13 protein-coding genes and 1 tRNA gene are annotated in these 14435 nt (G+C 59.5%); 9 read left to right on the top strand and 5 right to left on the bottom strand.

Annotated features, from left to right (window positions below; all coding sequences use genetic code 11):
• Positions 1-115: 115 nt before the first annotated feature.
• The 3 genes from GQ39_RS11015 to GQ39_RS11005 all read right to left on the bottom strand — a co-directional run bounded on the left by GQ39_RS11015 (position 116) and on the right by GQ39_RS11005 (position 2761).
• A complete protein-coding gene (locus GQ39_RS11015) occupies positions 116-397 on the bottom strand; it encodes a peptidylprolyl isomerase (protein WP_047529711.1) in 282 nt (93 codons plus the stop codon).
• Between the two features lie 106 nt (positions 398-503).
• Entirely contained in the window at positions 504-1385 is an 882-nt protein-coding gene (locus GQ39_RS11010) for an esterase/lipase family protein (protein ID WP_047538744.1), read from the bottom strand.
• A gap of 287 nt (positions 1386-1672) precedes the next feature.
• A complete protein-coding gene (locus GQ39_RS11005; protein WP_047529709.1) occupies positions 1673-2761 on the bottom strand; it encodes a 3-deoxy-7-phosphoheptulonate synthase in 1089 nt (362 codons plus the stop codon).
• 625 nt (positions 2762-3386) lie between these two features.
• Here GQ39_RS11005 and GQ39_RS11000 point away from each other — a divergent pair.
• The 6 genes from GQ39_RS11000 (at position 3387) to GQ39_RS10975 (ending at position 7913) form a co-directional block, all read left to right on the top strand.
• Positions 3387-4145, top strand: a complete 759-nt coding sequence (locus tag GQ39_RS11000) for a carbon-nitrogen hydrolase family protein (protein ID WP_047529708.1) — start codon at positions 3387-3389, stop codon at positions 4143-4145.
• Complete coding sequence (locus GQ39_RS10995; protein ID WP_047529706.1) at positions 4145-4579, top strand: GNAT family N-acetyltransferase; 435 nt, start codon at positions 4145-4147, stop codon at positions 4577-4579. Before GQ39_RS11000 ends, GQ39_RS10995 begins: the two co-directional genes overlap by 1 nt.
• 135 nt (positions 4580-4714) lie before the next feature.
• Entirely contained in the window at positions 4715-5356 is a 642-nt protein-coding gene (gene gacA / locus GQ39_RS10990) for a response regulator transcription factor GacA (RefSeq protein ID WP_047529704.1), read from the top strand.
• A 1-nt stretch (position 5357) separates the two neighbouring features.
• The gene (gene uvrC, locus GQ39_RS10985) at positions 5358-7181 is read left to right on the top strand and encodes an excinuclease ABC subunit UvrC (RefSeq protein ID WP_047538741.1); all 1824 of its coding nucleotides are present in this window, start codon (positions 5358-5360) and stop codon (positions 7179-7181) included.
• Between the two features lie 32 nt (positions 7182-7213).
• A complete protein-coding gene (gene pgsA / locus GQ39_RS10980; RefSeq protein WP_047529703.1) occupies positions 7214-7774 on the top strand; it encodes a CDP-diacylglycerol--glycerol-3-phosphate 3-phosphatidyltransferase in 561 nt (186 codons plus the stop codon).
• 63 nt (positions 7775-7837) lie between these two features.
• A tRNA-Gly gene (locus GQ39_RS10975) sits at positions 7838-7913 on the top strand.
• 466 nt (positions 7914-8379) lie between these two features.
• Here the strand turns inward: GQ39_RS10975 and mhpT are convergent.
• Positions 8380-9609, bottom strand: coding sequence for a 3-(3-hydroxy-phenyl)propionate transporter MhpT (gene mhpT, locus GQ39_RS10970; protein ID WP_047529701.1), 1230 nt, complete (start codon positions 9607-9609; stop codon positions 8380-8382).
• A 308-nt stretch (positions 9610-9917) separates the two neighbouring features.
• On the opposite strand from mhpT, the gene GQ39_RS10965 reads away from it, so the two are divergent.
• Positions 9918-11243, top strand: coding sequence for an OprD family porin (locus tag GQ39_RS10965; protein WP_047529699.1), 1326 nt, complete (start codon positions 9918-9920; stop codon positions 11241-11243).
• Between the two features lie 5 nt (positions 11244-11248).
• On the opposite strand, the gene GQ39_RS10960 is transcribed toward GQ39_RS10965, so the two are convergent.
• Complete coding sequence (locus GQ39_RS10960) at positions 11249-11737, bottom strand: MarR family winged helix-turn-helix transcriptional regulator (RefSeq protein WP_047529697.1); 489 nt, start codon at positions 11735-11737, stop codon at positions 11249-11251.
• 212 nt (positions 11738-11949) lie between these two features.
• Between GQ39_RS10960 and GQ39_RS10955 the strand changes: the two genes are divergently transcribed.
• Both GQ39_RS10955 and GQ39_RS10950 read left to right on the top strand, forming a co-directional pair.
• Complete coding sequence (locus GQ39_RS10955; RefSeq protein WP_047529695.1) at positions 11950-12780, top strand: p-hydroxycinnamoyl CoA hydratase/lyase; 831 nt, start codon at positions 11950-11952, stop codon at positions 12778-12780.
• Positions 12781-12888: 108 nt separating this feature from the next.
• Complete coding sequence (locus GQ39_RS10950; protein ID WP_047529693.1) at positions 12889-14337, top strand: aldehyde dehydrogenase; 1449 nt, start codon at positions 12889-12891, stop codon at positions 14335-14337.
• Positions 14338-14435 lie beyond the last annotated feature (98 nt).

Genomic DNA, 14435 nt, shown 5'->3' with positions numbered 1-14435 from the left:
TGGTCGTTAACGACAATTTGTACGCTAGCGGCGCGTCCCTCGCCAGCCTATTGCGTATCTGAAACGCAACGGCCCACCAAAAGGCGGGCCGTTGCGCGCAAAACACAGGCGTCGATCAGTCCTGACGGCTGGTCACTTCCAGCAGGTGGTAACCGAACTGGGTCTTGACCGGACCTTGCACCACGTTGATCGGTGCGCTGAACACTACGGTGTCGAATTCCTTGACCATCTGGCCCGGACCGAACGAACCCAGGTCACCGCCCTGGCGGCTGGAAGGGCAGGTGGAGTTGGCTTTGGCGATTTCGGCGAAATCTGCGCCAGCCTCGATCTGGGCCTTGAGTTCGTTGCACTTGGCTTCGCTGGCAACAAGGATGTGGCGGGCAGTGGCTTTAGCCATGGGAAATACTCCTTTCAATATTCGGCAAAGTGCTGAGCCTACCGGATTCGGTGGGCTATTTCTCCTCAAAGTTCCGTTCCATATGGCCTGAACAGTGAGAGTCTTATCAAAGACCGGCTTTCTTCAGGCGTTCGGCATGCCGCACATACAGGTCGATCGGGTCGACTTTTTTGGCAAATTGAACGGCTGGCGCCTGGAGTGTGCCGAGATGATCGAGTGCATAGTCGGACCGGATGACGGTGCCCAGATGGGAACTGTATCGACCGACCATGCCATCGTTCTGCTGCGCTTCAGTGGTGAAATATTGGGAAAATGCACGCAAAAAGCCATGCAGCGGATCCAGTGCCTCCAGCCCTTCGTCCAGAATGCTGGCCTGCAGGATGCCGCTCCAGGAGTAATAACGAACGCCGTTGACCAGTTCCCGCCCTTTGCCACCCCAGGTTTCCGGTAGCCCTTGAGGGTACTTGTCGTTGAAGAGGCTAACGCCCTCGGTGCTCAGGGCGTTCAGCGCGGCGATGGCATTTTGTGGCAGATGACGATGACCGCTGAGTAACGAGAGGAAGTCTGCGAACAGGGTCGCCACCGTTTCCGCCACGTGTTCCGGCAGACCTCCGGGCGTCAGCGCCTTGCGCAGGAAGTCAGCCAGTTCCGAGCCATGGTTCGGCCCGCTGACAGACGTCACTGAGGCCACGCACTGTGGAGCAACCGCTCCCGCATACCGGGCGGCGAGTGCACCCTGGCTATGACCGATCAGGTTGACTTTATTCGCGCCGGTCCCTTCCAGAACCCGTTCGATCTGAGCCAGTAGCTGCTCGCCCCGGGTTTCGTTGCTGTGGGTCGCCGACAGGTGTGGCACGAACACCCTGGCACCCGCACTGCGCAGCGCCTGTTTGATGTCGTGGAAGAGCTCGAAGGTGCCGATCCGGTCAAAACCGAAAAGCCCGTGGACCAGCAGGATTGGATATTGAGTGTTTGCATTCCGTTGCATGTTCATACCTTTCAGCCGTTCAGGGAGGTGTGTCGTGCCTCACTCTAAAGCACTCCGACGGCCGCGCGATGTATGAAAAAGCCGCTGTATCCCGATAAAACGGACTAGAAACAGTGAGAGAACTCGGATGTGAATGAAGTCTCGATCGGACTGTCCGGACAGCCTTTTAGCGTGTGCTGAGTGTAAATCAACAAATGGCCTACTTCGTGTAGGCCATTTTTCCGCGAAATCTGAAGGGTTCCAACCGCCGACCAGTCTCCGGATGAAGACGGGTCGGTGAGTCGGGGTCATACCGGTTGTGGAATGCTGCGTTGTACGCGCAGACGCTCTGCGGCCTGACGCAGCAACGCTTGCGTGCCGGCCCAGCCCAGGCAGCCGTCGGTGATCGACACGCCGTATTTCAGCGTCGGGCTCAGCGGCTGGCAGCCTTCGAACAAGTGACTTTCGATCATCATGCCGATCAGCGAGCGATCGCCTTGCAGGCGCTGTTCGAGCACATCGTTGAACACCGCCGGTTGGCGCAGCGGATCTTTGCCGCTGTTGGCGTGGCTGCAGTCGACCATGATCCGTGCCGGGATCTTCAGTCTGGTCAAATCGCCGTGCACTTTGGCGACGCTGGCCCGGTCGTAGTTCGGCCCGCCATGACCGCCGCGCAACACCAGGTGAGTGTCCGCGTTACCCGGGGTCTGGATGATCGCCGGATGCCCCTGGCTATCGACGCCGAAATGACGGTGCGGATGCGCGGCCGAGCGCATGGCGTCACTGGCGACCCCGACCCCGCCGTCGGTGCCGTTCTTGAAACCGACCGGCATGCCCAGGCCGCTGGCCATTTCGCGATGGATCTGCGATTCGGTGGTCCGGGCGCCGATGGCCACCCAACTCAGCAGGTCGTCGAAGTAACCGGCGGCCATGGGTTGCAGCAACTCGGTGGCAACCGGCAACCCCATGAGGAGCATTTCACGCATCAGTTCACGGGACAGGGTCAGGCCGCCTGCCATGTCGTCGCTGCCGTCCAGGTGCGGATCATAGGCCAGGCCTTTCCAGCCGACGGTGGTGCGAGGTTTTTCGACGTAGGCGCGCATGACCAAGAGCATTTCGTCGCTGACTTCGGCGGCGAGTTGGGCCAGGTTGCCGGCGTATTCGAGCGCGGACTTAGGATCGTGGATCGAGCAGGGGCCGACGATGACCAGCAGACGGGAGTCTTCACCGTTGAGGATCGCCCGAACCGCCTGGCGATGAGCAGCGACTTGCTGGCTCAGGGCGTTGGTCAGTGGCAATTGCTGTTTGAGTTGCAACGAGCTTGGCAGACGCAGGGTCAGCGCTTCGTTGGCAGGACTGAGGGTGGACAGTGGCAGAGCAGAGACGGACGAGTTCATGTTCAGGCTTCCTGGGCAGGTGGCGGGTTCGTTCCCGCGCACTCGGCCCTACTGGGGTGTTCGACAATTGGCCGGATTGGCTACGTGTGTGTGCTTGCCACCTGTGGGTGACCGATCGGAGGCGGCAGGCTGTCCCGAGCGGAGGGTGGTAAATCGCCAGGCGGTAAAACTGTCGTAACGGTAATAAGTGGCGTAGTTCATTGTGTTGATCCTCAAGATGTCTGGTGTGTTGCAGAAAATGTCAGGTGCTGAAAAAACAAAACCCCCGGTCGGGAGGCCGACCGGGGGTTGAGAATTCTCTGGTGGCGACCCGTCTAAAGTGGGCGCCGGGTGGGTATCAGGCGCGCCAGTGGCTAAACCAATACCCAAAATAAAAGCTGACCGGAGCACAAATGTCGTTCACCCGGGCAGCCGCAACCGAGCGCGGGGCGCTGGCGGTACGAAGCGGTGAGAGGGCGTTGATCATGGTGTATCTCCGATGGATGGTCCGAGCTTACTAGAGCCAGGTACAAGGATTCAATCAGAAATTGCTATCGATGATTCAGGGCATTCTCAATCAGTTGAGCGCCTTGGAGGTTGTGACACACTCTGCGTTTCCGAATACATCAAGTCACAAGGACGGAACATGCCGCCTCTGATCATCGCCGCCGCCCAATCGTCTTCCATTGCCGGCGACCTTGCCGGCAATATCGCCCGGCATCAACGCTTCATACAGATAGCAGCCGAGCATGGCGTGCAATTGCTGGTGTTCCCTGAGTTGTCGTTGACCGGTTACGAGCGCGGACTCGCAGCACAGTTGGCGCTCGCGCCGGAGGCTGCCGTGCTGCAACCGCTGCGTGATTTTGCGCAGGAAGTCGGGGTGACGACGGTGGTCGGGATGCCGATCCGTCTGTCGGACGCTGCTCCCGTATTGATCGGAGCGCTTGTGCTGGGCGCCGACGGCTCACTCGGGGTCTATAGCAAACAGCATTTGCACCCGGGAGAGGAGGTCGCATTTGCACCCGGATATGGCGGCAAGACGCTGCTTGTCGGTGCCGATACTGTCGCCCTGGCGGTGTGTGCAGACTTTACCCATGCCTCCCATGCCGCTGCGGCTGCGCAGCAAGGGGCTGACGTGTACGCGGCCGGAGTGTTGATCACCGAAAAGGGCTTTGGCCCGGATACGGCGTTGTTGAAAGGTTATGCGCAAACCCATTCGATGGTCGTGCTGATGGCGAACCATGGAGGCGCCACGGGAGGTTGGGAGTCGGCGGGGCGCAGCGCAATTTGGTCGGCGGGCGGCGCCTTGATTGCAGCTGCACCGGGTGCCGGTGACTTGATGGTCGTTGCTCGACGCGATACTGACGGATGGAACGGACAAATCGTACCGGTCAGGGAGGTTTGATGGGCTTCGAATGGTGCGCGGCGACGGAGGGTGATCTCGATTTCTCGCGCGAACTGACTCGCAGGAACATGCTGCGCTATTACATTCGATACGACCTGTTATGGCTGGACGAGGCGTTCGACGCCGCCTGGATGGGGCGTGAAAACCGGATCATCATGCGTGATGACAGTCGAGTGGGGTATGTCAGTCTGAGTCGGGATCCCCGGGCGCTTTACATCCGCGAACTGCACATCGTCGAAGCATGCCGAGGGCAGGGGGCCGGTTCCTGGGTGATCGATCAGGTATTTGCCATGGTTCGCCAGGAACGACGCCCGGCATTGCGTTTGACCGTGTTTGAAAATAATCCGGCGCGAGCCTTGTATGAAAGAAAGGGCCTACAGTTGGTGGGCGCGGACGAGTGTTTCCTGAGAATGCAGCGCGATGTCGAGGGTTAGCATCGCTGAAACACGCTTGCCACAAGCCTTTCAAGATGTATTGAAACTTTTTATATGGCGCTTGCCGCTAGGTCTGCCAGTTGCTTTTTGCTAAGGTGTCGGCAACCCAATAAGACCATATCGCGAGGTGTCTGCTTGATTAGGGTTCTAGTAGTCGATGACCATGATCTCGTTCGTACAGGCATTACTCGAATGCTGGCTGACATCGATGGCCTGCAAGTGGTTGGCCAGGCTGAATCGGGTGAGGAATCCCTGCTCAAGGCGCGTGAGCTGAAACCTGATGTGGTATTGATGGATGTCAAAATGCCCGGTATCGGTGGCCTTGAAGCCACGCGCAAATTATTGCGCAGTCATCCGGACATCAAAGTCGTAGCCGTGACCGTGTGTGAGGACGATCCGTTCCCTACACGGCTGTTGCAGGCCGGTGCTGCCGGGTACCTGACCAAGGGCGCCGGGCTGCCGGAAATGGTCCAGGCCATCCGCCTGGTGTTCGCCGGGCAGCGCTATATCAGTCCTCAGATTGCCCAGCAATTGGCGATCAAATCCTTCCAGCCGACCAACGATTCTCCATTCGATGCCTTGTCGGAGCGGGAGATACAGATCGCGCTAATGATCGTCGGCTGCCAGAAAGTCCAAATCATCTCCGACAAGTTGTGCCTGTCGCCGAAGACCGTGAACACGTACCGTTACCGCATTTTCGAAAAGCTTTCGATCAGCAGTGATGTCGAGTTGACGCTATTGGCGGTTCGTCACGGCATGGTCGATGCCAGCCTCTGAAATGACTGATAATTTTGATCCAGGCGCCTTTCTGTCGACCGTCAGCGGGCGTCCCGGTGTGTATCGCATGTTCGACAGCGATGCGCGCCTGCTCTACGTCGGCAAGGCCAAGAACCTCAAGAATCGCCTGTCGAGCTACTTCAGAAAAAGCGGCCTGGCGCCCAAGACCGCTGCGTTGGTGGCGCGAATCGCTCAAGTCGAAACGACCATTACGGCCAACGAAACCGAAGCCCTGTTGCTTGAGCAGACGCTGATCAAGGAATGGCGTCCGCCCTACAACATCCTGCTGCGTGACGACAAATCCTACCCCTACGTTTTCCTTTCAGACGGCCAGTTTCCGCGCTTGAGCATCCATCGCGGCGCGAAAAAGGCCAAGGGCAAATATTTTGGTCCGTACCCCAGTGCCGGCGCGATTCGGGAAAGCCTGAGCCTGTTGCAAAAGACCTTTTTCGTCCGGCAGTGTGAAGACAGCTACTACAAGAACCGTACGCGCCCTTGCCTGCAATACCAGATCAAGCGCTGCAAGGCGCCTTGTGTCGGTCTGGTGGAGCCTGAGGTGTACGCCGAAGACGTACGACACTCGGTGATGTTCCTCGAAGGTCGCAGCAATGCACTGAGCGACGAGTTGTCCGCTGCAATGGAAGAGGCGGCGATCAATCTCGAGTTCGAGCGCGCCGCGGAGTTGCGCGACCAGATCTCGCTGCTGCGTCGGGTTCAGGATCAGCAGAGCATGGAAGGCGGGACGGGCGATGTTGATGTCATCGCGGCGTTCGTCAATCCGGGCGGTGCCTGCGTTCACTTGATCAGCGTTCGTGGTGGGCGAGTACTGGGAAGCAAGAACTTCTTTCCGCAGGTCGGTATCGAAGAGGACGTTTCCGAGGTCATGGCGGCGTTTCTCGGTCAGTATTTCATCAGCAATCCTGAGCGCGACTTGCCGAGCGAGTTGATCGTCAACGTGGTTCATGACGACTTTCCGACACTTATTGCGGCCATTCACGAGCTGCGTGGTCGCGAATTGACCATCAGCCACCGGGTGCGTGGCACGCGAGCACGCTGGCAGCAATTGGCTGTGACCAATGCCGAACAGGCACTGGGCGCGCGCCTTGCCAACCGCCAACACGTTGCCGAGCGCTTTGAAGCCCTGGCGCAGGTGCTGAAACTGGACGAGCCGCCCCAGCGCCTTGAATGCTATGACATCAGCCACTCCAGCGGCGAGGCAACCGTCGCCTCTTGCGTGGTATTCGGCCCTGAAGGCCCGATCAAGTCCGATTACCGCCGCTACAACATCGAAGGCGTTACGGCGGGTGATGACTACGCGGCGATGCACCAGGCGCTGACCCGGCGCTTCAGCAAGCTGAAGGACGGGGAGGGCAAACTGCCGGACATTCTGCTGGTGGATGGCGGCAAGGGGCAGTTGTCCATGGCGCGAGATGTGCTGAATGAGCTGGCGGTACCGGATCTGATCCTGCTCGGTGTGGCCAAGGGGGCAACGCGTAAAGCCGGTTTCGAAACCCTGTACCTCAATGACGCCGCTCACGAGTTCACGTTGCGCGGTGATTCCCCCGCACTGCATTTGATCCAGCAGATTCGCGACGAAGCTCACCGCTTTGCTATTACCGGGCATCGCGCCCGTCGTGGCAAAACCCGACGTACGTCTACACTGGAGGGCGTTGCCGGCGTTGGACCGACACGTCGCCGCGATTTGTTGAAACATTTTGGTGGATTGCAGGAGCTGTCTCGTGCCAGCATCGACGAGATCGCCAAAGCCCCCGGGATCAGTAAAAAGCTCGCAGAGTTGATTTATGCAAATCTGCACAGCGAGTAGAATGCCACCTCACCTCGTAGCCAGTTGTGCCGATGAATATCCCTAATCTGATTACCGTTCTACGCGTCCTGCTCATCCCGATCTTTATTTTACTGTTCTACCTGCCTTACCAATGGAGCTACGTGGCGTCAGCCTCTGTCTTCGCATTTGCCGCTGCCACGGACTGGCTGGACGGGTATCTGGCCCGCCGTCTTGAGCAAAGTACCCCGTTCGGTGCTTTTCTCGATCCCGTTGCCGACAAGTTGATGGTTGCCGTTGCCCTGGTGCTGTTGGTGCAGGAACACGGCAACCTCTGGCTCACGTTGCCGGCTGCCGTCATCATCGGTCGAGAAATCGTTGTATCTGCCCTGCGGGAGTGGATGGCCGAACTCGGTGCCCGCGCGCACGTCGCGGTGTCCAACCTGGGCAAATGGAAAACCGCCGCGCAAATGCTGGCGCTGGTGATCCTGCTGGCCAATCCGTCGGATTTCAGCTTCTGGGTCCTGATGGGGTATGCCTTGCTGATGGTGTCTGCCGGTCTGACATTGTGGTCCATGGTCCAGTACTTGCGGGCTGCCTGGCCGCATCTGAAGACCGACGTGGAAAAAAAATAAAACTTTTTTGAATCAAGGGGTTGACGGGGCTTCTGAATTCTATAGAATGCGCCACACCAAGACGCGGGAATAGCTCAGTTGGTAGAGCACGACCTTGCCAAGGTCGGGGTCGCGAGTTCGAGTCTCGTTTCCCGCTCCAAACATAGCGCTGCATATTTCAACTGAAGTGTGCGGCGATCGAAAAAAGGACCTTCGGGTCCTTTTTTCGTTTCTGCAGGAATCACTCAAGTCCAGCACCACCCAGTGTTTTAAGTCCCGACTTGAATTCGGACGCGCACTGAATCGGTTTGTTGCTGGAGCAGCCTGGATAGTGAGATGAGCATCTCGCGCTGAAGCCCTGCAGACTGGGCCTGAGGGCAGGGCGCCATGGAGCGCACTCGAGATCTTGGCCTTAGAGCGTTGTCGCAAGGCAAGCCCGAGGCCGCCCGGTCCACGAACCCCGGGCGGACCTGGGTTTTTTCGCACGATCAGTGGCGAATCATCACCGGCTTCAGCTCGGTGCAATCCTCAATAAAGGCGCGACCAAGCGCTCGGCCACCATGTTGATCAAGCTGATCATCGAGCAGGTGCAGTGTTGGTGTCCGAGGGGTTCTGTTACGCCTGTTCTAGGCTTCGGTGTGTCGGGCAGCGCCAAGCTTGGATGGGCTCGGCGGCGCCGTCCGAATCATGACGCTGATGATGGTCAGCGCGGCGATCACCACCCCGGGGGAAGTCGCCAGCAGTACTCCGGTGGTGCCCGCGCCTGCCGCGAGAAGTTGCCCGGCCGCGAGCGGTCCGGCCACCGAGCCCAGTCGACCGACGGCCACGGCCGCACCGACACCGGTGGCGCGTACAGCGGTTGGATAGGAGGGCGGTGCCGAAGCATAGAGCACCAGTTGCGCGGCCATGACGAACAATCCGGCGGCGAAACCCGCGATGGCCATGGGCACGATGCCCGCCGACAGCCCGACCCCAGCCAGCGCCGCTAACAATCCCGCGTACACGAACAACACCACTTTGAGGGCATTGCAACGGTCCAGCAGCACGCCGCCGAGCAGCGACCCAAGTGCACCGCCGATGTTGAATAGCATCTGCACGATGCCCGCCTGGGGTTTGCTGAAACCTTGTTCCAGCAACAGTGAAGGCAGCCAATTAAGCAGCATGTACATCACGGTCAGGGTGAAGAAGTAGCTGAGCCACAACGCCAGCGTAGTTCGCGCACGCCCTTCACCGAACAGCGCCTGGCCGGTAGAGGAGCGCGCGCTGAGGGGGCTTTCGAGCTGCTGGCGAAAGGCATTGGATTCAGGCAGCAGCAGGATCATTAACGGCACGGCCAGCAAGGGCGCCAGGCCGCCGATGACAAACGTTGTCTGCCAGTGTTCACTGGAAAACATCGCCACCACCGCCGCCATTGCGCCACCCAGTGGCACGCCACAGTACATGACGCTGATGGCGGTGCCTCGGTTGCGTTCGCTTACCGCTTCGGCGCACAGGGCGATCAGGTTGGGCAGCGCGGCGCCCAGTCCCAGGCCGGTCAGAAAACGCACCAACAGAAGGCTTGAGTAGGTCTCGACAAACGCGGTGCTGAGGGAAAACAGCCCGAACAACAGCACGGCGAGCACCAGGATTTTCTTGCGTCCGATTCGGTCGGCGACCCAGCCGCCGAAGAACGCTCCTGGCAGCAGGCCAATGATTCCGATGCTGAATACCCAGCCGAGCATCTTCGGGTCCAGCGCAAAACTCTGGCGCAACCCTGCGGCGGCCGTTCCGGCGGCTTGCAGATCGAACCCCTCGATCAGCGCAACGATAAAGCACAACGCAATAGTCAGCGTCGAACGACGAGATGGACTGTCCATGGGCAAACCTCATTGTTGTTTTTGTTGTGGTGGCGAGCGCGATTGGCTGCTGGCAATTAAGATAACAAAGATAACTAAAAAATGAATGTCGTATAGAAAAATAAAAAAACATCAAAAAAACACAATAAATTCAAATGTTTATTGTAGGTTTCAATATGGAACAGAAAAATAGATATGAATATTAATGTTCGATTATCGGCTATTGGCTGTTGACGAGAACCGTCGGCTGTTTCCATTCTTTGTCCGCGAAGCCGAGAGAGCCGAGTGTGTGTCACCCCAAAAACAACAACAAAAAATGGACATCGAATATGCCAGAACTCCCTTTGAAGGCCGCCGTTACAGTGGCGTCCACCCCCAGTGTGTCGAACCGCACTCCACACCTGATCAGCGCGTTGCTGATGTTGAGTGTCCTGCCCGCCCCGTTGTGGGCGGCGGGATTTATCGATGACAGCCACGGTACCTTGACCTTGCGCAATTACTACTTGGACCGTGACTACAAGGACGACGGTGCGAAGACCGCCGCGCGGGAATGGGCCCAGGGATTCATCCTCAACCTGGAATCGGGCTATACCCCAGGCCCAGTGGGTTTTGGCCTGGATGTACGAGGGCTGATGGGGGTCAAGCTCGACTCTTCACCGGACCGCAGCGGTACCGAGTTGTTGCCGGTTTCGGCCAGCGACAAGCGTGCCGCCGATGAATATTCGCGCCTGGCGCCAACCGCCAAGCTGCGGTTTGCACAAACCACTGTGAAGACCGGTGACGTGTCGATCTTCCTGCCGTTCGCCTTTGCCAGCCCGTCGCGTCTGTTGCCGCAAACCTTTCGCGGCACCACCTTGAGCTCCAGGGACATCGACGGCCTGACCCTCAATACCGGCTACATCGACCGCATCAACAAACGTGACTCCACCAACTACCAGGCCATGACCATCGCCGCGCCCAACCGGCGCTTCAACGCGACCGCAACGACCTCACACCTGGCTTACGTCGGCGGTGACTACCAGGTCAATAAAGACCTCAGCCTACGCGCCTATCACTCGGAGGTGGCGGACCTCTACCAGCAGGACACCCTCGCGTTGCTGCACAATTTGCCCTTGGGCGATGGCGTCCTCACCAGCGACTTGCGCAGTTTCTTCAGTCGAGAGGACGGCAGTGCCAAAGCGGGGAACGTGGACAACCGCAATCTCTCGGCGCTGTTTGGCTACCGCCTGGGCGGTCACCGGTTCAGCCTTGGCTATATGCATTCCAGTGGGGAAACGGCCACGCCTTACATCTCCGGGACTGAGCTGATGGGCATGAGCGAACTGACCATGAGTTCGGACTTTCTCAACGCCAAGGAGCACACCTGGCAGGCGATCTACGACTATGACTTCGCGGCATCAGGTGTGCCGGGCCTGAGGAGCCGGCTGCGTTATGTACGCGGTGACAACATCGAGCTGGCGGCTTTCAATGCCGAGGATCGCAAGGAGCGCGAGTTCCAGATGGAGCTGGGCTATGTGATCCAGAGCGGCCCGTTGAAGGACGTCGGGCTGGTGGCGCGCAAGTCGATCTACCGCAACGACTTCCCGGGCGGCGCGGCTTTTCGCGATGAAAACCAGACCCGTTTCCTGGTGCTCTATACCCTGGCGCTCTGGTAAGCCTGTCAGTCCTGATACACCTTCTTCAGCAAGCGCAGCAGCTCTTCACGTTCCTGACCGTCAAGGGCTGCGGTGGCGTCAAGGTCACTCTGTGCGGCGATCTCTTTGAGCTCTTTGAGCAGGGTTTCGCCGGTCTTGCTGAGGAAGATTCCGTAGGAGCGCTTGTCCGGCTTGCAGCGCACGCGCACCGCAAGGGCGCGGCTTTCCAGCTTGTTTAGCAGGGGCACCACCTGGGGTGGCTCGATCGCCAGGGCCCGAGCGAGGTCCGCCTGCATCAGGCCGGGGTTCTGCTCGATGATCGCCAGGGCCGAGAACTGAGCGGGGCGCAGGTCGTGATCGGACAGTCGAGCGATCAGGTTCTGGAACAGCTTGAGCTGGGCGCGACGCATGGCGTAACCGATCAGGTCGTCCAGAGCCGAATCCAGCGGCACACGCTCCTTGGTGATGTCCGGTGGGGCCTGGTTGGCGTCGGCGATGTGGGAAGGCTTGGCCATTAACAGTGCAATCCTCAAAGATGGAAATTAAGAAGGCTATCTAGTTTGACGAGATTGGCGAGATCTGGCTATGCCGTCTTTTCAAAGCGCCTGAAAAGCTTAGGTCTTACAACGTGAAAAAAATGGTTATCGAGCATAATAGTTAATTGACATAACTAAATTTGCGGTTTAATTTCGAATCATCTTCACACCAAGAACAAGAGCGTACCGCCATGAGCAATTACGAAGGCCGTTGGACCACCGTCAAGGTTGAGATCGAGGAAGGCATCGCCTGGGTCATTCTCAATCGCCCGGAAAAACGCAACGCCATGAGCCCGACCCTGAACCGGGAAATGATCGACGTGCTGGAAACCCTGGAGCAGGATCCGGCCGCCGGCGTGCTGGTATTGACCGGTGCCGGCGAAGCCTGGACCGCCGGCATGGACCTCAAGGAATACTTTCGCGAGGTGGATGCCGGCCCGGAAATCCTCCAGGAGAAAATCCGCCGCGAAGCTTCGCAATGGCAGTGGAAACTGCTGCGCATGTACGCCAAGCCCACCATTGCCATGGTCAACGGCTGGTGCTTCGGCGGCGGCTTCAGCCCCCTGGTGGCGTGCGACCTGGCGATCTGCGCCGATGAAGCCACCTTTGGCCTCTCGGAAATCAACTGGGGCATCCCGCCGGGCAACCTGGTGAGCAAGGCCATGGCCGACACCGTGGGCCATCGCCAATCGCTGTACTACATCATGACCGGCAAGACCTTTGGCGGGCAGAAAGCCGCCGAAATGGGCCTGGTCAATGAAAGCGTGCCCCTGGCTCAACTGCGTGCAGTGACCATCGAACTGGCGCGTAACCTGCTGGAGAAAAATCCGGTGGTGCTGCGCGCCGCCAAGCACGGCTTCAAACGTTGCCGCGAGCTGACCTGGGAGCAGAACGAAGATTACCTCTACGCCAAGCTCGATCAGTCGCGCTTGCTCGACACCGAAGGCGGTCGTGAGCAGGGCATGAAGCAGTTCCTCGACGACAAGAGCATCAAGCCCGGCCTGCAGTCGTACAAACGCTGAGGCCTGTCAGCGAACGGCGGGGGTTTCTCGCTGTTCGCTGCCGCGCCCTGACGCTACGGTGACACCGTTTCAATGCATTCCCGATAAAGACAATAAAGAGGAATCACCATGCTGGACGTGCCCCTGTTGATCGGCGGCCAGTCGTGCCCCGCCCGCGACGGTCGAACCTTCGAGCGTCGCAACCCGGTGACCGGCGAGGTCGTCTCGCGGGTTGCCGCCGCGACCCTGGAAGATGCCGACGCAGCCGTCGCGGCTGCCCAGGCAGCGTTCCCCGTCTGGGCCACGCTGGCCCCCAACGAACGTCGCACCCGGTTGCTCAACGCTGCCGAGCAACTGCAGGCGCGCAGCGCCGAATTCATCGCCGCCGCCGGCGAGACCGGCGCCATGGCCAACTGGTATGGCTTCAACGTTCGCCTGGCGGCCAATATGCTGCGCGAAGCGGCGTCGATGACCACCCAGATCACGGGTGAAGTCATTCCTTCCGATGTGCCTGGCAGTTTTGCCATGGCCCTGCGTCAGCCTTGCGGCGTGGTGCTGGGTATCGCGCCCTGGAACGCTCCGGTCATCCTTGCCACTCGCGCCATAGCGATGCCTCTGGCCTGCGGCAATACCGTGGTACTCAAAGCCTCGGAATTAAGCCCGGCGGTGCACCGCCTGATTGGCCAGGTATTGCAGGACGCCGGTCTGGGCGATGGCGTGGTCAACGTCATCAGCAATGCCCCGGCGGATGCCGCCGCGATTGTCGAACGGCTGATAGCCAACCCGGCTGTGCGGCGGGTCAACTTCACCGGTTCCACCCACGTTGGGCGGATTGTCGGCGAACTCTCGGCGCGTCACCTCAAGCCGGCCTTGCTGGAACTGGGCGGCAAGGCGCCGTTGCTGGTGCTGGACGACGCGGACCTGGACGCGGCGGTTGCTGCGGCGGCGTTTGGTGCCTACTTCAACCAGGGGCAGATATGCATGTCCACCGAACGCTTGATCGTCGACACCAAGGTCGCCGATGCGTTTATCGCCAAGCTGACCGCCAAGGTCGCGACCCTGCGCGCGGGCGATCCTGCTGCGCCGGATTCGGTCTTGGGATCGCTGGTGGACGCCAGTGCCGGTACGCGCATCAAAGTCCTGATCGACGATGCCCTGGCCAAGGGGGCGCGGCGGGTGGTGGGCGGTCAACTGGACGGCAGCATCCTGCAGCCGACCCTCATCGATGGCGTCACCGAAGACATGCGTTTGTACCGAGAAGAGTCCTTCGGTCCAGTGGCGGTTTTGCTGCGTGGAGACGGTGATGAAGCACTGCTGCGCCTGGCCAACGACTCCGAATTCGGGCTGTCGGCGGCGATCTTCAGTCGCGACACCGGGCGTGCGCTGGCCCTGGCGCAGCGGGTAGAGTCGGGCATTTGCCATATCAATGGCCCGACCGTTCATGACGAGGCGCAGATGCCCTTTGGCGGGGTCAAGTCCAGTGGTTACGGCAGCTTTGGCGGCAAGGCCTCGATTGAGCATTTCACCCAATTGCGTTGGGTGACCTTGCAGAACGGACCACGGCATTACCCGATCTGAGCCAGCGTGCCCGCTTCGTGCAGGTCATACATAACAATAACAACGCGGCATCCACGATTCGCCCCAGCGGCGTCCGTAGGCATGCCCTTTGGAGGACA

Source organism: Pseudomonas sp. 11/12A (assembly GCF_000800055.1).
Taxonomy (GTDB): domain Bacteria; phylum Pseudomonadota; class Gammaproteobacteria; order Pseudomonadales; family Pseudomonadaceae; genus Aquipseudomonas; species Aquipseudomonas mohnii.
Note: the sequence above shows the minus strand (reverse complement) of the source record. Positions and strands in the feature narration are given on the sequence as shown.